The organism is Spirillospora sp. NPDC047279 (assembly GCF_040643285.1).
In the GTDB taxonomy this organism is placed as follows: Bacteria; Actinomycetota; Actinomycetes; order Streptosporangiales; family Streptosporangiaceae; genus Spirillospora.
In genome coordinates this window covers 261,873-278,586 of record NZ_JBEYUA010000005.1, presented here as the reverse complement: position 1 = coordinate 278,586, position 16,714 = coordinate 261,873, and the positions used below count along the sequence as shown (strand labels likewise).

Annotated in this window: 21 protein-coding genes; 12 read left to right on the top strand and 9 right to left on the bottom strand. The window is 73.2% G+C overall.

Features of this window, described 5'->3' with window-relative positions; all coding sequences use genetic code 11:
• Nucleotides 1–2: 2 nt before the first annotated feature.
• Both ABZ810_RS14915 and ABZ810_RS14910 read right to left on the bottom strand, forming a co-directional pair.
• Nucleotides 3–233, bottom strand: a complete 231-nt coding sequence (locus ABZ810_RS14915) for a hypothetical protein (RefSeq protein WP_358403241.1) — start codon at nt 231–233, stop codon at nt 3–5.
• 285 nt (nt 234–518) lie between these two features.
• Complete coding sequence (locus ABZ810_RS14910; RefSeq protein ID WP_358403240.1) at nt 519–968, bottom strand: nitroreductase/quinone reductase family protein; 450 nt, start codon at nt 966–968, stop codon at nt 519–521.
• A gap of 74 nt (nt 969–1,042) precedes the next feature.
• On the opposite strand from ABZ810_RS14910, the gene ABZ810_RS14905 reads away from it, so the two are divergent.
• Nucleotides 1,043–1,642 carry a TetR/AcrR family transcriptional regulator gene (locus ABZ810_RS14905; protein WP_358403239.1) on the top strand — a complete coding sequence of 200 codons (600 nt, stop codon included), beginning with the start codon at nt 1,043–1,045 and terminating at the stop codon, nt 1,640–1,642.
• A 7-nt stretch (nt 1,643–1,649) separates the two neighbouring features.
• On the opposite strand, the gene ABZ810_RS14900 is transcribed toward ABZ810_RS14905, so the two are convergent.
• Genes ABZ810_RS14900 through ABZ810_RS14875 form a run of 6 tightly spaced genes read right to left on the bottom strand, consistent with a single transcriptional unit; the run spans nt 1,650 to nt 6,011 of the window.
• Entirely contained in the window at nt 1,650–2,201 is a 552-nt protein-coding gene (locus tag ABZ810_RS14900; protein ID WP_358403238.1) for a class I SAM-dependent methyltransferase, read from the bottom strand.
• A gap of 30 nt (nt 2,202–2,231) precedes the next feature.
• Complete coding sequence (locus tag ABZ810_RS14895; RefSeq protein ID WP_358403237.1) at nt 2,232–3,284, bottom strand: ABC transporter ATP-binding protein; 1,053 nt, start codon at nt 3,282–3,284, stop codon at nt 2,232–2,234.
• Nucleotides 3,281–4,144: an ABC transporter permease gene (locus ABZ810_RS14890; protein ID WP_358403236.1), complete on the bottom strand. Its 864-nt coding sequence runs from the start codon at nt 4,142–4,144 to the stop codon at nt 3,281–3,283. The genes ABZ810_RS14895 and ABZ810_RS14890 overlap by 4 nt, the downstream gene beginning before the upstream one ends.
• A complete protein-coding gene (gene modA, locus ABZ810_RS14885) occupies nt 4,141–4,914 on the bottom strand; it encodes a molybdate ABC transporter substrate-binding protein (protein ID WP_358403235.1) in 774 nt (257 codons plus the stop codon). The genes ABZ810_RS14890 and modA overlap by 4 nt, the downstream gene beginning before the upstream one ends.
• A 2-nt stretch (nt 4,915–4,916) precedes the next feature.
• On the bottom strand, nt 4,917–5,189 hold the full coding sequence (locus tag ABZ810_RS14880) for a ubiquitin-like small modifier protein 1 (RefSeq protein ID WP_358403234.1): 273 nt from the start codon (nt 5,187–5,189) through the stop codon (nt 4,917–4,919).
• Between the two features lie 48 nt (nt 5,190–5,237).
• On the bottom strand, nt 5,238–6,011 hold the full coding sequence (locus ABZ810_RS14875; RefSeq protein WP_358403233.1) for a HesA/MoeB/ThiF family protein: 774 nt from the start codon (nt 6,009–6,011) through the stop codon (nt 5,238–5,240).
• A gap of 141 nt (nt 6,012–6,152) precedes the next feature.
• Between ABZ810_RS14875 and ABZ810_RS14870 the strand changes: the two genes are divergently transcribed.
• Complete coding sequence (locus tag ABZ810_RS14870) at nt 6,153–6,611, top strand: MarR family transcriptional regulator (RefSeq protein ID WP_358403232.1); 459 nt, start codon at nt 6,153–6,155, stop codon at nt 6,609–6,611.
• Nucleotides 6,598–7,155 carry a hypothetical protein gene (locus ABZ810_RS14865; protein WP_358403231.1) on the top strand — a complete coding sequence of 186 codons (558 nt, stop codon included), beginning with the start codon at nt 6,598–6,600 and terminating at the stop codon, nt 7,153–7,155. The genes ABZ810_RS14870 and ABZ810_RS14865 overlap by 14 nt, the downstream gene beginning before the upstream one ends.
• A 21-nt stretch (nt 7,156–7,176) precedes the next feature.
• On the opposite strand, the gene ABZ810_RS14860 is transcribed toward ABZ810_RS14865, so the two are convergent.
• Nucleotides 7,177–7,950, bottom strand: a complete 774-nt coding sequence (locus ABZ810_RS14860; protein WP_358403229.1) for a 2,3-dihydro-2,3-dihydroxybenzoate dehydrogenase — start codon at nt 7,948–7,950, stop codon at nt 7,177–7,179.
• Between the two features lie 144 nt (nt 7,951–8,094).
• On the opposite strand from ABZ810_RS14860, the gene ABZ810_RS14855 reads away from it, so the two are divergent.
• The 9 genes from ABZ810_RS14855 (at nt 8,095) to ABZ810_RS14815 (ending at nt 16,713) form a co-directional block, all read left to right on the top strand.
• Nucleotides 8,095–9,294 (top strand): isochorismate synthase, encoded by a 1,200-nt coding sequence (locus ABZ810_RS14855; protein ID WP_358403227.1) that lies wholly within the window; start codon nt 8,095–8,097, stop codon nt 9,292–9,294.
• Nucleotides 9,291–10,916, top strand: coding sequence for an AMP-binding protein (locus ABZ810_RS14850; protein ID WP_358403225.1), 1,626 nt, complete (start codon nt 9,291–9,293; stop codon nt 10,914–10,916). The genes ABZ810_RS14855 and ABZ810_RS14850 overlap by 4 nt, the downstream gene beginning before the upstream one ends.
• A gap of 5 nt (nt 10,917–10,921) precedes the next feature.
• Nucleotides 10,922–11,590, top strand: coding sequence for an isochorismatase family protein (locus ABZ810_RS14845; RefSeq protein ID WP_358403224.1), 669 nt, complete (start codon nt 10,922–10,924; stop codon nt 11,588–11,590).
• Nucleotides 11,587–11,823: a phosphopantetheine-binding protein gene (locus tag ABZ810_RS14840; RefSeq protein ID WP_358403223.1), complete on the top strand. Its 237-nt coding sequence runs from the start codon at nt 11,587–11,589 to the stop codon at nt 11,821–11,823. Before ABZ810_RS14845 ends, ABZ810_RS14840 begins: the two co-directional genes overlap by 4 nt.
• Nucleotides 11,820–12,698 carry a siderophore-interacting protein gene (locus tag ABZ810_RS14835; protein WP_358403221.1) on the top strand — a complete coding sequence of 293 codons (879 nt, stop codon included), beginning with the start codon at nt 11,820–11,822 and terminating at the stop codon, nt 12,696–12,698. The genes ABZ810_RS14840 and ABZ810_RS14835 overlap by 4 nt, the downstream gene beginning before the upstream one ends.
• A gap of 19 nt (nt 12,699–12,717) precedes the next feature.
• Nucleotides 12,718–13,719: an ABC transporter substrate-binding protein gene (locus tag ABZ810_RS14830; protein ID WP_358403219.1), complete on the top strand. Its 1,002-nt coding sequence runs from the start codon at nt 12,718–12,720 to the stop codon at nt 13,717–13,719.
• A gap of 71 nt (nt 13,720–13,790) precedes the next feature.
• Nucleotides 13,791–14,768, top strand: coding sequence for an iron chelate uptake ABC transporter family permease subunit (locus ABZ810_RS14825; RefSeq protein WP_358403218.1), 978 nt, complete (start codon nt 13,791–13,793; stop codon nt 14,766–14,768).
• A complete protein-coding gene (locus tag ABZ810_RS14820; protein WP_358403216.1) occupies nt 14,765–15,811 on the top strand; it encodes an iron chelate uptake ABC transporter family permease subunit in 1,047 nt (348 codons plus the stop codon). Before ABZ810_RS14825 ends, ABZ810_RS14820 begins: the two co-directional genes overlap by 4 nt.
• On the top strand, nt 15,808–16,713 hold the full coding sequence (locus ABZ810_RS14815; RefSeq protein ID WP_358403214.1) for an ABC transporter ATP-binding protein: 906 nt from the start codon (nt 15,808–15,810) through the stop codon (nt 16,711–16,713). The genes ABZ810_RS14820 and ABZ810_RS14815 overlap by 4 nt, the downstream gene beginning before the upstream one ends.
• Nucleotide 16,714: the final 1 nt, after the last annotated feature.

Genomic DNA, 16,714 nt, shown 5'->3' with positions numbered 1-16,714 from the left:
GGTCACCGGCGGGGCCGCGCGCGCATCCGCATCCGCGCGGCCTCCTCGTGGATCTTCGTTTCCGTCTCCAGGAGCTTGGCCTCGGCCTTCTCCGTGCGCATCCGGGCGCGCATCTCGCGGAAGCTCGGCGTACGGCGCCGCTCCCGCGCGCTGTTGGCGGCGTCGCGGCGAGCGGCGCGGCCGGTCGGGCCACCGGTGGCACCGCCACGCGAGAACCGGTCAAAGAAGCCCATCGTCATCACTCCTCGATCGTCTGGCCCCGCTTTACCCCGGTTCGCACCGGCTATCCCCTTCACCCGGCTGACCTGCCGGAACGGCCGCACGTGCGGCGGCACGACCACCCAGGCGTTCGCGCGAGCTCGTGCTCGACCTGGTCGCGGTGGTCAGGGGCCGGTGAGGTCGTGGCGGAGGGCGTAGATGACCGCGGCGGCGCGCGCTCGGCGTGGGCGTCGGGGTGCTCTGCCGGCTCAACGCGGAGGTCCCCTTCCAGCACGAGGCCGCCCGCCGGCTGCTGGACGTCACCGAGGCGTGATCCGCACCAGCCTGCTGGTGCGGGCGGCCCGGTCGAGGTCACCGGCGTCGAACCCGCCGTCCACGCGCCGCACCCCGTGGTACCGGGCGTCGCGGGGGAGGTGCCGCAGGAACTCGTGCAGGCCGAGCACCGCGTCGTCATGGTCCAGCGCGACGACCTCGGCGTGCCCCGCCAGCCGCCGCCCGGCGATGAGCAGGGACACCGGAGCCCCGCCCACCAGGTTCCTCCACCACCCGCCGTCGGTGTAGCAGGTGATCGCGCCGCCCGTCCGGTAGTAGCTCACGGGGAACGTGTACTCCTTCCCCGTCCTGCGCCCGGTCACGGTCAGCACCATCGTGCTCCGGCTCATCAGGCGGTGCGCGGGCGAGCGGAGCAACCCCCGGACCAGCACGTTGACCCACCGCGGAACCGTGGGCGGAGCGGTCGTCCCGGACATCGCGACCTCCTTATTCAACATGTGTGCACTAAAGCTAGGGCCGTTAGTAGACACGCGTCAAGTAAGGTGTCCGGGTGGGAACCCGACGACGCCTGCCGCCCGACGAGCGCCGCAACCAGCTGCTCGACATCGGCGCCGCCCTGTTCGCCACCCGCCCGTACGAGGACGTGCTGATGGAGGACGTCGCCGAGCGCGCCGGGGTCTCCCGCGCCCTGATGTACCGCTACTTCCCCGGCAAGCGGGAGTTCTTCGCGGCGATCTTCCAGCGTGACAGCGACGGCCTGCTCGCCGGCGCCGCCGCGGACCCCGCGCTTCCGCTGGCCGAGCAGGTGGCCGCCGGGCTCGACGCCCACATCGACTACTTCGTGCGGAACACCGAGGCCGCGCTGGCCGTCAACCGCGGCCCGCTGTCGGGCGACCCGCTCATCCAGGGGATCATCTCCGGCGAGCTCGCCGAGCTGCGCCGGCGCATGCTGGACGCCGCGGGGCTGGACGGCCCCGCGCGCGAGCACGCCTCGATCGCCCTGCACGGCTGGCTGCTGTTCGTCCGCGGCGTCTGCACCGACTGGATCGAGCACCAGGCCATCTCCCGCGAAGACCTCCGCGAGATGTGCCTGAGAACCCTCACCGCCGCCCTCGCCCTCACCCCGGCGGACGCGCCGCGGCGGCCGTGACGGGGTGTCAGGCGGGGGCGGGGCGGTAGCGCCAGACCAGGCGGGGTTCGTTCTGGCCGTTGCGGTTGGTGTAGGTGTCGTACCGGATGGGGCCGTCGCGGCGGAGGCCGGCGGCGGCGCCTATCGTGTCGACGTTGCCGGCCGACCAGGGGAAGAAGTCCAGGCCGGGGGCGGTGGCCATGCCCGGGTTGGCGCGCATGAAGAGGTGGCCTTCGGGCGTCAGCCAGGAGGCCAGGCAGCGCAGCTGGCGTTCGACGAGCGCCTGGTCGCCGTAGTTGACGGACGCCAGGGCCAGCACGACGTCGATGCTGTGCGGGCGGATGGGGGCCTCCTCCAGGTCGCACACCAGGTCCGCGGCCGGGTTGACCAGGTCGATGCCGATGAGGTTGTCGATCTCGCCCTTGAACAGGTTGTAGCCGCAGCCGACGTCGACGACGAAGCGCGGGGCGAGCGCGTTGACCTCGTCGACCAGGGCGTAGCCGCTGAGCTTGAACTCGCCCAGCGGCGTCCGCCAGCGCTCGGGATGGAAGAAACGGGCGATGTCGTCGCGGGTGGACAAGGGTTCGCCTCCTTCGGCGCGGCCTGCCGGTCAGGCCGGGTAGGTCGTGATGTCGGTGGCCTTGACCGACATCCAGACGGGCGTGCCGGGGGACAGGCCGAGCTCGCCGATCGCGGCGGGGGTGATCTCGGCGACGATGGACGGCTTGGCCTCGACGGTGACGCGGGCGGTGTGCCCGGTCAGGCTCAGATCGCGGATGCGGCCCTGCCAGACGTTGCGGGGCGAGCCGTGTGGCGGGTCCAGGTGCAGCGAGACGGCCTGCGGCCGGATGAGCGCGTAGGCGTCGCCGGACGTGGGGTGCGCGGTGGCGAGCCGGAGGCCGCCGGTCAGGGTGATGTGGTCGCCGTCGGCGTGGCCGCGCAGCAGGTTGGCGCCGACGAAGCGGGCCACGTACTCCGAACGGGGCCGGGCGGTGATCTCCATCGGGGTGCCCGTCTGGATCACCCGCCCGTTCTCCAGGATGACGAGGTGGTCGGCCAGCGTGAGCGCCTCGGTCGGGTCGTGGGTGATGATGAGCCGGACGCCGTCGAAGGCGGCCAGGGCGCCTGCCAGGTCGTGCCGGACGTCGGCGCGCAGGCTGGTGTCGAGAGCCGACAGCGGTTCGTCCAGCAACAGCAGGCGCGGACTGGGCGCCAGGGCGCGCGCGAGCGCCACGCGCTGCGCCTGGCCGCCGGACAGGTGCCGCGGCCTGCTGCGCGCCTTGTCGGCCAGGCCGAGCCTGGCGAGCCAGGCGGTGGCGGCGGCGCGCGCGTCCTTCCGCTTGCGGCCGCGGCAGCGCAGCGCGAACGCCACGTTGTCGAGCGCGGTCAGATGCGGAAAGAGCCGCAGGTCCTGGAAGACCACCCCGACCGGCCGTTCCTCGGGCCGGACGAACTCGCCGGTGCCGGGCCGGTCGAGCGTGTGCCCGCCCAGCACGAGGTGCCCGCCGGTGAGCGGCAGCAGCCCGGCCAGCGCGCGCAGCAGCGTCGTCTTGCCGGCGCCGTTCGGGCCGATGACGGCGACCGTGTCGCCCGACTCCGCCCGCAGGGAGGCGTCCAGGGTGAACGTGCCGCGGTCGACGACCACGTGTGCGGACAGGGTCATAGCGCTCCCGTCCAGCGGCGGCGCATGCCGATCAGCACGGCCAGCGAGACCGCCACCAGGACCAGGCTGAGGGCGACCGCCGCGTCGGGGTCGGTCTCCAGCGCCATGTAGACCGCCAGCGGCATGGTCTGCGTGCGGCCGGGGAAGTTGCCGGCGAACGTGATGGTGGCGCCGAACTCGCCCAGCGCGCGGGCCCAGGCCAGCACCGCGCCGGCGATCAGCGACGGGCGGATCAGCGGCAGGGTGACGCGCCAGAACACCCGCCACGGCCCCGCGCCCATGGTGCGCGCGGCCTCCTCCAGATGGCGGTCCCGCGACTGCAGGGCGCCGCTGATCGCCAGCACCAGGAAGGGCAGGGAGACGAACGTCTGGGCCAGGATCACGCCGGGCGTGGTGAAGGCCAGCCTGATCCCGAACGTGTCCTCCAGGAACCCGCCGAGCAGGCCCTCACGGCCGAACGCCAGCAGCAGCGCCACCCCGCCGACGATCGGCGGCAGCACGACGGGGAGCGTGGTGAGCGCGTGCAGGACGCGCCGTCCAGGCAGCCGGGTGCGCTGCACGACCCACGCCAGCGGAACGCCGAGCAGCACGCACACGACGGCGGTGGTCACCGAGCAGAACACCGACAACCAGAGCGCCTGCCGGTTGCCCGGCGCCGACAGCAGTTCCACCAGAGAACCCCAGGGCGCCCGCGCCACCAGGCCCGCCAGCGGCGCCACGATCACCAGGACCCCCAGCGCGGCGAGCGTCATCAGCACCGCCGGATACCGCTCGCGCCCCCGTTCACCGCGTGCGGTCCGCCGGCGCGGGGCCGCAGCGGGCGGAGGGACGTCGAGCACGTCCGGCCCGTCGGCCGTCATGGGCTCTGGAAGCCGTGGCCGGCCAGCACGGTCCTGCCTGCGGCGGAGGTGAGGAAGGCCAGGAAGGCGCGCCCGGCCGCGGTGTCGGGGCCGCCCTTGATCACGCTGGCCGGGTAGGCGGCGGTGACGTTGTGCGCCGGCGGGATCGCCACCGTGGACACCCTGGACCCGGCGGCCCTGGCGTCGGTCACGTACACGACCCCGGCGTCGGCCTCGCCGAGCGAGACCCGGGTGACGACCTGCTTGACGTCGGTCTCGCCGCCCGCCCTGGGCGCGGGCACGCGCGCCTTGGCGAACGCCTGCGCGGCGTACCGTCCCGCCGGGACCGCCGGCGCGCACAGCGAGACCACGATCCCGCCGCGCCGCAGGTCGGCGAGGCCGGTGATGCGCTTGGGGTTACCGGGCCGGACGATGAGGGCCAGGCTGTTGCGGGCGAACGTGGACGGGGTGCCGTCGGTGACGCCGGCCTTGACGGCCTTGTCCATGTTGGCCTGGTCGGCCGAGGCGAAGACGTCGGCCGGCGCCCCGTGCGTCAGCTGGGTGACCAGCGTGGAGGACGCGCCGAAGTTCAGCCGTACGCTCCTGCCGGGGTGAGCGGCCTCGAACCGCTCCTTCAGATCGGTGAACGCCCCGGTCAGCGACGCGGCGGCGAACACCGTCGCGGTCCCGCCCGTGGCGGCGGAACCGGAGCCGGAGCCGCAACCGCCCAGGGCGCCCGCGCCCAGGACGCCGGCGCAGAGGAGCGCGACGGCGCGGGTACGACGCCGCATGGTCACCCACCGGCCATCGCGGGGATCACATGGATCTCGTCGCGGTCGCTCAGGCCGGTGGACCCGCCCTCCAGCCCGCGGATGTCGTCGCCGTTGACGAAGACGTTGACGTGACGGAGGATCTCGCCCTTTTCGCTGAGCAATTGCGGTCCGACATCCGGATACCGGGCGACCAGCGCGGCCAGCGCATCCGAAATGGTGGCCCCGGACACGTCCACACTGGACTTTCCGTCGACGTTCTTACGCATGATGGTAGGCACGTACAGTTTTGCCATGGTGAAACCCCGCCCCCGTCAGGCTGAGCAGCAGAAAAGGAAGAAAGATCAACCCGGTGTCCCGAGATGTGCGCAGACCGTGCAGTCCGGGTCGCGCCCGACTTTCAGCGTCTGCGTCATGTTGGTGCGCAGGTCGAAGAACCACATCCGCGAATCCAGCGGCTCGCCGAACCCGGTGAGGACCTTGATGACCTCCATCGCCGCCATCGCGCCCACGATCGTGGGCCCGGGCCCGATCGCCGGGAACACGCCGATGTCGGTCCAGTAGTCGGGCCGTACCGGGAAGATGCACGCCAGGCACGGCCCGGAGCCGGGGCGCACCGTGGTCACGAAGCCCTCGGTGTCGTACATCGCGCCGCTGACCAGCGGCAACCGCCGCGCCACCGCCGCCCGGTTGAGCGCGTAGCGCTCCTCGAACAGGGGCGCGCCGTCGGCGATCAGGTCGGCGTCGCCGACGATCTCCTCGACGTTGTCGTCGGTGACGTACGAGCCCACGACCTGGACCGACACATCCGGATTGACCTTGGCCAGCGTGTCGGCGAAGGCCTCGACGCAGGGCCGGCCGATGTCGCCGGTGAAGATCAGCGGCATCCGGTTGAGGTATTCGGGCACCAGCGTCCCGCCGTGCGCGATCGTCAGCCTGCCGATCCCGGCGCGGGCCAGGTGGAGCGCGATCGTGCCGCCCACGCCGCCGCCGCGCGAGATCGCCACGTGCGACTCCCGCAGCCGCCGCTGCGCGGCCAGGCCGAAGCCCTCCAGCCGGATCTGCCGCGAATAACGGCCCAGTTGGAAATCGGTGAAATCCTCGACCTCGATGGTCACGAACCCTCCAGTGATCCCCCGTGGCGACAACACAGCGGACGCTACCCGAGGGCATGTATGTCCAACAGAGTAGTTTTTGTCCTAAAAAGGACACTGAGTAATCGATGCATCGTCGAACTTGATCAGTTGTACGCTCAAACTATGACGACGCAAAGCGACGCCGGCGTGCGTGCTGACGCCCTCGTTCTCCAGGAGCACATGGTCGCGCTGATCCGCGCGTTCGGCCTGCACAAACCCGACCGCACCCCCTGCGGCGTCCCGGTCCCGGTGTCGGAGGCGCACGCGCTGATGGAGCTCGCGCGCGTGCCCCATCTCGCCCAGTACGAGCTGGGCGAGCGGCTCGACCTCGAGAAGAGCACGGTCAGCCGCCTCGTCGGCCAGCTGCACCGGCGCGGCTGGCTCCGGCGCGAGCAGGCCGCCGACGACGCGCGCATCAGCCTGCTGTCGCTCACGGACGAGGGCCGGCACACCGCCGCCCAGCTGGCCGCCGCCCGGTCCCGCCGCTTCGCCCGGCTGCTGGAGGGCATCCCCGCCGACCGGCACGCCGACGTCCTGCACGCGCTGAGGCAGCTGGCGGAGGCCGCTCATGCGCATCCTTGACCGCCCCGGTCGCCCCGGTCGCCCCGGCCTGACCGGCCGCACCGGGCTCGTCGCGGTGGTCGCCGCGCTCATCCTGGTCATCGCCACCGCGGCCGTCCTCGCCCTCGGGCGGGACGACGACCCGGAGGCGTCCCCCGGCATGCGGGGCCGCGCCCAGAGCGTGATGCCCTTCGACCTGTCGGCGACCACCCACACCTTCACCAAGACCGCCACCGGCGGCGTGCAGCGGGTGGTCGCCCACGACCGGGGCGACGACCGCAACATCGGCCTGATCCGCTCGCACCTGGCCCAGGAGGCCGTCCAGTTCCGCAAGGGCGATTTCAGCGACCCGGCCAAGATCCACGGAATGGACATGCCCGGCGTCAGGGAGCTGACCGCCGGGGCCTCCCGCGTCACCGTCGCCTACCAGCCGCTCGACGGCGGCGGCAGGCTGACCTACACCTCGACCGACCCGAAGCTGGTCACCGCGCTCCACCAGTGGTTCGACCGGCAGAACGCGGACCACTCCCGGCCCGGCATGGGCGGTCACGGCTCCCACGGCTGACGCCGTCCATGAAGGTCCGGGTCAGGCGTTGAGGGTGGCGCCGCCGTCCACGTAGACGTTCTGCATCGTGATGTGGCGGGCCCGGTCGGACGCGAGAAAGATCACTGTCTCGGCGATGTCCCCGGGGTCGGCGATGCGGCCCAGCGGGATGCCGACGCGGAACTGCTCGGGGGTGCCGGCGATCACCTGCTCGGGGCCGTTGCCGCCGGTCCAGAGGAGGCGCTGCATCGGGGTGTCGGTCGAGCCGGGGGAGACGACGTTGCAGCGGACGCCGTGCCCGGCGACCTCCAGTCCCAGGCAGCGGGTGAGCATGACGGCGGCGGCCTTGGAGGCGGCGTAGGCGGCCATGCCGGTGCGCGGCACCCCGGCGGCGTTCGAGGCGACGGTGACGAGGGCGCCGCGCCCGCGCGGCGTCATCCGGCGCGAGATCTCGCGGAGCAGGGTGAACACGCCGGTGGCGTTGACGGCGAACGTGGCGGCCCAGTCCTCGTCGGTCGTGTCGCACACGGACGCGGGGCGGAGGATCCCGGCGACGGAGACGCCGATGTCGATCGGGCCGAGGGCGTCCTCGACGTCCGCGACGAGGCGGGCCACGGCCACGGGATCGGCGAGGTCGGCGGTGAACGGCCTGATCCGCTCGTCCGCCGCGGCGACCCGGGCCAGGCCGTCCGGGTCGATGTCGACCGCGGCCACGGTCGCGCCCTCACGGACCAGCCCGGCCGCCACCGCGGCGCCGATTCCGCCGGCGGCTCCGGTCACCAGAGCGGTCCGTCCGGAGATCCCGCTGTCGTTCATCTCAACCCTTCCATTATACGTTAGGCGAGCCTAACCTAACCCCCGAGGGATCTTTCGGAATAGATCGATGTTAGGTTAGGCTTACCTAACCTTGATCTTGGCGCCGGTCCCGCTCCGGCGTTCGTAGCGAAAGGGAAGCCCCCCGTGCTCTCACCCGCGTTGGTACGCCCTCGGCCCGCGCACCAGGCCTCAGATCTGCTGGCCGCGTACCTGCCCGGCTCGTTCTACTGCTCCTCACCGCGCGGAGCGCTGCTCGCCGACGGTGTGCACGGCTTCGTCCGGACGCGCGACGGCTCGCACTCCCGCGCCGCCGCCGACGCGCTCGACGCGGCGGCGGTGGCCGGCGTCGCCGAGCCCGTCGTCGTCGGAGCGCTCGGTTTCGCGCCCGGCTCGGCGAGCAGCCTCGTCGTGCCGGCCGTCGTGCGCCGCGCGGACGGCATCCCGGCGCTGGACGCCGCGGCCGCCAAGGAGTCGAACGCGAGCTGGTCGGTGCTCCCGCGCCCCGAACCCGAGGCGTACGCCGAAGGCGTCCGCAAGGCGATCGACCTGATCGGCGGCGGCGCCCTCGACAAGGTCGTCCTCGCCCGCTGCCTCGAGCTCACCGCGGACAGCCCGGTCGCCGTCCCGGCATTGCTGACCCGGCTCGTCCGGGCGGACCCGGCGACCCACGCCTTCGCCGTCGACGTCACCGCGCCGGGCGACCCGGCGACCCGCACGCTGGTGGGCGCGAGCCCCGAGCTGCTCGTCGCGCGGAGAGGCGGCGAGGTCCTGGCCAACCCGCTCGCGGGCTCGGCGCCCCGCGCGAGCGACCCGGCCGAGGACCGCCGCCGCGCGGCGGCCCTGCTGGCGTCGGAGAAGGACCGCGGCGAGCACGCCCACGTCGCCCAGCAGGTCGGTGACGTGCTGGGCAGGTTCTGCAGCGAGCTGTACGTGCCCGCCGAGCCCGAGGTGATCGGGACGCCGACGATGTGGCACCTGTCCAGCCGCATCTCCGGGCTCCTCACCGACCCCGCGGACCCCGCGTCGTCCTCGCTGGGACTGGCCGAAGCCCTGCACCCCACGCCCGCGGTGTGCGGCGTCCCGACGGCGCTGGCACGCGACACCATCGCGGAACTGGAGCCGGTCGACCGCGGCTACTACTCGGGCCTGGTCGGCTGGAACGGGCTGAACGGCGACGGCGAGTGGATCATCGCGATCCGCAGCGCCGAGGTGTGCGACCGGACCGTCCGGCTGTACGCGGGCGCCGGGGTCGTCGCCGGCTCGGACCCCGCCGGGGAGCTCGCCGAGACGACCGCCAAGTTCGCCACCATGCTGCGCGCGCTCGGCCTGGAGGGCGCGGCGTGAGCGGCCCCGACCATGTCCGGTGGCCCGAGGACGCGGCGGCCCGCTACCGGGCGGCGGGGCACTGGCGCGGGCAGACGTTCGGCGCGCTGCTCACCGCCCTGACCGAGGCCCACCGCGAACGGACCGCCGTCGCCGGCGAGCAGGCGCGCTGGACGTACGGCGAGCTGGACGAGCGCGCGCACCGCCTCGCGGCGGGGCTGAACGACCTGGGCATCGAGCCCGGCGACCGCGTGGTCCTGCAACTGCCGAACATCCCGGAGTTCGTGCCGGTGGTGTTCGGGTTGTGGCGGGCCGGGGCGCTGCCGGTGTTCGCGCTGCCCGCGCACCGCGACACCGAGCTGCGGCACTTCGCCGCGCACAGCGAGGCGGCCGCGATCCTGACCGTGGGCACCCACGAGCGGCACGACCACGAGGCCATGGCGCGCGGCGTCGCGGCCGGCGTGGACTCGGTGCGGCACGTGCTGGCGGTCGGCTCGGCGGAGTTCGACGACCTCGCGGCCACCGCTCCCCGGGAACTGCCCGACCCGGATCCCGGGAGCGTGGCGTTCCTCCAGCTGTCGGGCGGGAGCACCGGGGTGCCCAAGCTGATCCCGCGCACCCACGACGACTACCTCTACAGCGTCCGCGAGAGCGCGCGGATCTGCGCGCTGCGCCCCGACAGCGTCTACATGGCCACGCTGCCGGTCGCGCACAACTTCCCGCTGAGCTCGCCGGGCGTCCTCGGGGCGCTGCACGCGGGCGCGGCGGTCGTCATGGCGCCCCGGCCGGACGCCGACACCGCGTTCCGGCTGATCGAGTCCGAGCGGGTGACGATCACCGGCGTGGTGCCGCCGCTCGCCGCGGCGTGGGTGCAGTCCGCGGCCCGTACGCAGCGGGACCTGTCCAGCCTCGAGGTGCTGCTCGTCGGCGGCGCCAAGTGCGGGCGCGAGCTGGCCGAGCGCATCGGCCCGGCGCTCGGCTGCCGCCTCCAGCAGGTCTTCGGGATGGCCGAGGGGCTGGTCTGCTACACGCGGCTGGACGACCCGGACGAGGTCGTCCTCACCACCCAGGGCCGTCCGATCTCCCTCGACGACGAGATCCGCGTCGTCGACCCCGACGACCCCGCCGCCTCGTCCGCCGACGAGGTGAAGCCGGGCGAGGTGGGCGCGCTGCTGACGCGCGGCCCGTACACGATCCGCGGCTACTACCGCGCCGCCGCGCACAACGCGACCGCGTTCACCGAGGACGGCTTCTACCGCACCGGCGACCTGGTCCGGCGGGACGCCTCGGGCCACCTCGAGGTCGTCGGGCGCGCGAAGGAACAGATCAACCGGGGCGGGGAGAAGGTGGCGGCCGAGGAGGTCGAGAACCACCTGATGGCCCACCCCGCGGTGCTCGACGCCGCCGTCGTCGCCGTGCCCGACGAGTACCTGGGCGAGCGGACCTGCGCCTATGTCGTCCCCACCGCGGGCGCCTCGCCGACGGGCCCCGAGCTGCGCCGCTTCGTGCGCGAGCGCGGCGTCGCCTCCTTCAAGGTGCCGGACCTGGTCCGGGTGGTCGAGGAGTTCCCGGCGACCGGTGTCGGCAAGACCAGCAAGCGCGACCTGAGGGCGGCGCTCGCCGCCCTCCGCGAGGACGGGTGATCATCATGTCCCTGCCATCGATCCGACCGTATTCGCTGCCCACCGTGGAGGAGATCCCGGCCGGGCGGGTGGACTGGCGCCCCGACCCGGACCGGGCGGCGCTGCTGGTCCACGACATGCAGCGCTACTTCCTCGCGCCGTACGCGGGCGCGCCGCTCCCGGACGTGACCGCCAACATCGCGCTGCTGGTCGCCGCCGCCCGCGCGTACGGCGTGCCGGTGTTCTACACCGCGCAGCCGGGACGCCAGGAGGCCGCCGACCGCGGCCTGCTCACCGAGTTCTGGGGCGAGGGCATCGGCGCGGTGATCGACGCCGACCCGGGCGCCGCGGACATCGTGTCCCCGCTGGCGCCCGCGCCCGGCGACCGCGTGCTGACCAAGTGGCGGTACAGCGCGTTCCAGCGCAGCACGTTCGCCGACCAGCTCGCCGTGCACGGCCGCGACCAGCTGCTGATCACCGGCGTGTACGCCCACATCGGCTGCCAGGCGACGGCGGTCGAGGCGTTCATGCGCGACATCAGGCCGTTCCTGGTGGCCGACGCGGTCGCCGACTTCTCACGGGAACGGCACGACCAGGCCTGCGAGTACGTCGCGCAGCGGTGCGGCGCGGTCATCACCGCCGCCGACGCCACGACCGCGCTGACGGCTCCGGCCACGATCGGAGGGAGCCGATGAGCTCATCAACCCTGACGGCCGAACAGGTCCGCGCCGACGTCGCGGCCATGGTCGGCTGCGATCCGGCGGAGATCACGCCCGACGAGAACCTCTTCGACCTCGGGCTCGACTCGGTGCGCATCATGACGCTGGTCGAACGCTGGCGGGAGGCGGGCGCACCGCACCTGGAGGTGCCCGACCTGGCCGAACGGCCCGAGCTCGCGTACTGGACGACCCTGGTGGCGGCCACGTGAGCGCCGAGCAGGGCGGCGCGCCGAGCCGCACCTTTCACCGGGAACGCCACCTGGAGCGCATCGCCGAGGTCCGGGCGGGGACCACGCGGGACCGGGTGGGCTACCCGATCCGGATCCGCGAGCTCGAGGTGCTGCGGACCGCGCCGGTCGGTGCCGGCCTGATCCGCGTGACGTTCGGCGGGCCCGGCCTGGAGGGCTTCGAGGCCCACTCCTCGGACGAGCACGTCAAGCTGATCTTCCCTGAGGAGGACGGCAGCCTGCGGCTCCCCGAGCCGGACGGGCTGATGTTGCGCTGGCCGCGCCCGGGGCCGACCTCCCGCGAGTACACCGTTCGGCGTTACGACGCGGCGGCGGGCGAGCTCGACATCGACGTCGCGCTGCACGACGGCGGTCTCGGGTCCGGCTGGGCGGAGACCGTCGAGCCCGGCGCGACGGTCCACGTCGCGGGCCCGCCCGGCGGCGTGATCGTGCCGCACGTCTACGACCGCTACCTGCTGGCGGGTGACATCACGGCGCTGCCGGCGATCGCGCGCTGGCTGGAGGAGCTGCCGCGGACCGCCGCGGGATGGGCGTTCATCGAGGTCGCCGGCACCGCCGACGAGATCGGGCTCTCCGCCCCCGAGGACGTCGAGGTGCACTGGCTGCACCGCGGCGACACCCCGCCCGGCACCGCCGGGCTGCTGGAACGTGCCGTCCGCACGGTGGAGGTGCCCAAGGGCGAGCGCCTCTACGTGTGGCTCGCGGGCGAGGCGGGGGAGCTCAAGCCGCTCCGCCGCTGGGTCCGTGACGAGCTCCGGCTCGACAAGCACGACCACGACATCACCGGCTACTGGAAGCTCGGCGTCGCCAACTACGACGACGACGATCACCACTGAGAAGATCGAAGGAACCCCCATGTCAACTCGTCGAACAGCCCGTCTCAGCGGAGCCCTGGCGCTCACGCTCGCCCTGACCGTGACGGGTTGTGGCTCCGGCGACTCGGACGACGCGTCCGGATCCAAGGGCGCCACCCGCGTCATCAAGGCGGACAACGGCGACATCACCATCCCCGTCAAGGCCGAGCGCGTCGTGGCGACCGGCTACGCCGTGCCCGCCCTCATCGAGGCCGGCGCGCCGCTGGTCGGGATCTCCAGCTGGAAGCGCGGCGTGCCGATGATGGACGCCCAGACCAAGGCCACCTACGACAAGACGCCGAAGGTGGCGGGCGAGACCGCGGCCGAGACCAACTACGAGGCCATCGCCAAGGCCAAGCCGGACGTCATCGTCATCGGCGTGCCCGCGCCGGTGCTCGGCGACATCGACGTCAACCGGCTCAAGTCGATCGCGCCCGTCGTCGCGATCGGCCCGACGGTGCCGTCCGCGTGGCGCGAGCTGTCCCGCCGCCAGGCCGACGCCGCCGGCGTGGTCAGCGGCCTCGACGCGTCCAAGACCGCCTACGAGGCCAAGGCGGCCCAGCTGGCGACCAAGTACAAGGACGTGCTGCCGCAGCTGAAGCTCGCGCACGTCGGCGGGTACGGCGAGGTCGCCAAGGGCAACTTCCACCGCGAGTTCGACAAGTCCTGGGGCACCAACGTCGCCAACGACATCGGCGCCAAGTACTACGGCCAGGTCAAGGTGAAGGGCCCCGGCTCGAAGTCGGTCAGCGAGTACCCCTCGATCGAGGAGCTGCCGTCGGCGCTCAAGGACGCCGACGCCATCACCTACACCGTCAACCCGGACGGCTCGGTGCCCGCGCCGGTCAAGTACGTCCTCGACTCCGACCTGTGGAAGAACCTGCCCGCGGTCAAGGCCGGCAAGACCTACCCGTTCCGCTACACCGAGGCGGCCACCTACAAGTCGGCCATGCAGACCCTGGACGCGATCGACCAGTCGTTCGCTCCGCTGCTCAAGCAGTGACGGCCGTCGACCGGCAGTCCACCTCACCGGGCGCCCCGCGGAGCGCCGCGAAAGGTCCGTCGAAGGGCGCCGTGACCGGTCAGGTCGCGGCGCTCGTCGCCGGACTGGCCGTCCTGGCCGCCGCCGTCCTGGCCAGCATGGCGGTGGGCGCGCACGCGGTCGCGCCCGGTGACGTCCTGCGCGCCCTGGTGGACTACGACGGCTCCGCCGACCAGATGATCGTCAGGGACGTGCGGATCCCGCGCGCGATGCTCGGCATCGGCGTGGGCGCCGCCCTGGGCGTGGCGGGCGTGCTCGTCCAGACGTTGTCGCGCAACCCGCTCGCCGAGCCGGGCATCCTCGGGGTCACCGCGGGCGCCGGGTTCGCGATGACGCTGGGCGCCGCCCTCGGGGTGGCGACCTCGCAGGGCGCCGAGCTGCTCGTGGCCACCGGTGGCGCGGTGGTGGCGACCGTGCTGGTCTACTCGGTCGGGCGCACGTCGCCGCTGCGGCTGGTGCTGACCGGCGTCGCGCTGACGGCCGTGCTCACCGGCGTCTCGCTGGGCATGCGGCTGATGCTCCCGGACGTCTTCGACAAGTACCGCTTCTGGTCGGTCGGGTCGCTGGCCGGTCGCGAGCGCATCCCGCCGGCGCTGCCGCTGATCACGATCGGGCTCGTCCTGGTCGCCACCCTGCTGCTCGGCCGCGCGCTCAACACGGTGGCGCTCGGCGAGACCGTGGCGCGCACGCTGGGCTCCAACGTCGCGCGGGTGCGCTTCGCCGCGCTGGCGCTGATCACGATCCTGTCCGGGGCGGCCACCGCGGTGGCCGGTCCGATCCTGTTCGTCGGGCTGATCGTGCCGCACGTGGCCCGCAGCTTCGCGCGCAGCTCGGTCCCGTGGCTGACCGTGTACGCGGCCGTCCTCGGGCCGATCCTGCTGCTGCTCGCCGACACCGCCTCCCGGGTCCTGCTGCCGACCGGGGAGATGCCGGTCGCGATCGTGACCGCGTTCCTCGGCGGCCCGGTGCTGATCTGGGCCGTCCGCCGGTACGGGGCGGGGACGTTGTGAGCACGATCGTCCTGCGCGGCGGGCCCCGCGCACTCGTCGTCCAGCGCCGCACGCTGGTGTTGTCGGCCGTCCTGACCGTCCTGGCGCTCGGGCTCGGCCTGCTCGGCCTCTGCTACGGCGCCGACTGGGCGACGCCCGGCGACGTGGCCGCCGCGCTCGCGGGGACCGGCGACTACGAGGTGGTCGTCCGCGACTGGCGGCTGCCGCGCGTGCTGGCCGCCCTGATCTTCGGAGCCGCCCTCGGCGTGTCCGGCGCGATCTTCCAGAACATCACCCGCAACCCGATGGGCAGCCCGGACGTCATCGGCCTGAACGAGGGCTCCTACACCGGCGCGCTCATCACGCTCACGCTGCTGTCGGGCACCTCGGCGCAGCTGGCGACCAGCTCGGTGCTGGGCGGCCTGTTCGCCGCCGCGGCCGTCTACCTGCTGGCGACCGACCGCGGGAGCCGGGGGCGCGGGGCGGTGGCCGCGCTGTCCGGCCTGCGCCTCATCGTCATCGGCATCGCGATGAACGCCATCCTGAACGCGGTCAACTCGTGGATCGTGCTGCGCGCCGAGCTGGAGGTCGCGATCGCCGCGGTCGGGTGGAGCGCCGGCTCGCTGAACGGCGTCGACTGGGCCGATCTGACGATCCCGTTCTGGATCATCGGCGTGCTGCTGGCCGCCATGGCCGGCCGCGCCCACGCCATGCACCAGGCCGCGCTCGGCGACGCCGTCGCGGCGACCACCGGCGTCGGCCTGGACCGGCTCCGGCTGATGATGGTGCTGATCGGCGTCGGCCTCACCGCGACCGTGACGGCGGTGGCCGGGCCGATCGTGTTCATCGCGCTGGCCGCCCCGCAGATCGGGCGCAGGCTGGCGCGCGCCCCCGGCGTCCCGATCCTGCCCGCCGCCCTGACGGGCGCGGTGCTGCTCCAGGCCGCCGACCTGATCGCCCAGATGTTGCTCGCGCCCGAATCGCTCCCGGTCGGCGTGGTCACCACCGCGATCGGCGGTTGTTATCTGATCTGGCTGCTGACCCAGGAGGTGAGGCGACGTTGACTTCGCCGCCACCCACCGCGCGCCTCCGCGCGCAGGACCTGACCCTTCGCTACGGCGACCGCGTGGTCTCCACCCGGCTGGACCTGGACGTCCCCGACGGCGCGTTCACCGCCATCGTGGGCCCCAACGCGTGCGGGAAGTCGACGCTGCTGCGCGCGTTCGTCCGGCTGATGAAGCCCGCCGAGGGCGCCGTGCGGTTCGACGACCGCGACGTCGGCTCGTACGCCGGCAAGGCCCTGGCCAGGGAGCTCGGCTTCCTGCCGCAGGACCCGGTGGCCCCCGACGACATCACGGTGCGGCAGCTGGTCTCGCGGGGCCGCTACCCGCACCAGTCGCTGCTGGCGCTGTGGTCGGAGGAGGACGAGACGGCGGTGGCCGAGGCGATGGAGGTCGCCGAGGTGACCGACCTCGGCGACCGCAACGTGCACGAGCTGTCCGGCGGGCAGCGGCAGCGGGCGTGGGTCGCGATGGTCCTCGCCCAGCGCACGCCGTACCTGCTGCTGGACGAGCCGACGTCGTTCCTCGACATCACCCACCAGTACCGGCTGCTCGCCCTGCTGGCCCGGCTGCGCGACGAGGGCCGGACGGTCATCGCCGTGCTGCACGACATCAACCAGGCCAGCCGGTTCGCCGATCATCTGGTGGCGATGCGCGACGGCCGGATCGTCGCCCAGGGCGCCGCCGCCGACATCGTCGACGCGGCGCTGCTGGAGCAGGTCTTCGACCTGCCGTGCGTCGTCCTGCCCGATCCGGTGACGGGCGCTCCCATGGTCGTGCCGACCTTGGCACACGAACGGGACACCGCCGCGCCCGCTCCCGCCTCCGCGGACACCGCCTCCACCAGCGCCGCCTCCACCGGAACCGCCTCCACGAACGCCGCTCCCACGAGCCCAGGAGTCTGAG

Excerpts from the sequence above, each read along its gene's own strand:
- ABZ810_RS14915 (WP_358403241.1), bottom strand. The coding sequence starts at position 233 with ATGGGCTTCTTTGACCGGTTCTCGCGTGGCGGTGCCACCGGTGGCCCG.
- ABZ810_RS14910 (WP_358403240.1), bottom strand. The coding sequence starts at position 968 with ATGTCCGGGACGACCGCTCCGCCCACGGTTCCGCGGTGGGTCAACGTG.
- ABZ810_RS14895 (WP_358403237.1), bottom strand. The coding sequence starts at position 3,284 with ATGACCCTGTCCGCACACGTGGTCGTCGACCGCGGCACGTTCACCCTG.
- ABZ810_RS14890 (WP_358403236.1), bottom strand. The coding sequence starts at position 4,144 with ATGACGGCCGACGGGCCGGACGTGCTCGACGTCCCTCCGCCCGCTGCG.
- modA (WP_358403235.1), bottom strand. The coding sequence starts at position 4,914 with ATGCGGCGTCGTACCCGCGCCGTCGCGCTCCTCTGCGCCGGCGTCCTG.
- ABZ810_RS14880 (WP_358403234.1), bottom strand. The coding sequence starts at position 5,189 with ATGGCAAAACTGTACGTGCCTACCATCATGCGTAAGAACGTCGACGGA.
- ABZ810_RS14870 (WP_358403232.1), top strand. The coding sequence starts at position 6,153 with ATGACGACGCAAAGCGACGCCGGCGTGCGTGCTGACGCCCTCGTTCTC.
- ABZ810_RS14865 (WP_358403231.1), top strand. The coding sequence starts at position 6,598 with ATGCGCATCCTTGACCGCCCCGGTCGCCCCGGTCGCCCCGGCCTGACC.
- ABZ810_RS14860 (WP_358403229.1), bottom strand. The coding sequence starts at position 7,950 with ATGAACGACAGCGGGATCTCCGGACGGACCGCTCTGGTGACCGGAGCC.
- ABZ810_RS14845 (WP_358403224.1), top strand. The coding sequence starts at position 10,922 with ATGTCCCTGCCATCGATCCGACCGTATTCGCTGCCCACCGTGGAGGAG.
- ABZ810_RS14840 (WP_358403223.1), top strand. The coding sequence starts at position 11,587 with ATGAGCTCATCAACCCTGACGGCCGAACAGGTCCGCGCCGACGTCGCG.
- ABZ810_RS14830 (WP_358403219.1), top strand. The coding sequence starts at position 12,718 with ATGTCAACTCGTCGAACAGCCCGTCTCAGCGGAGCCCTGGCGCTCACG.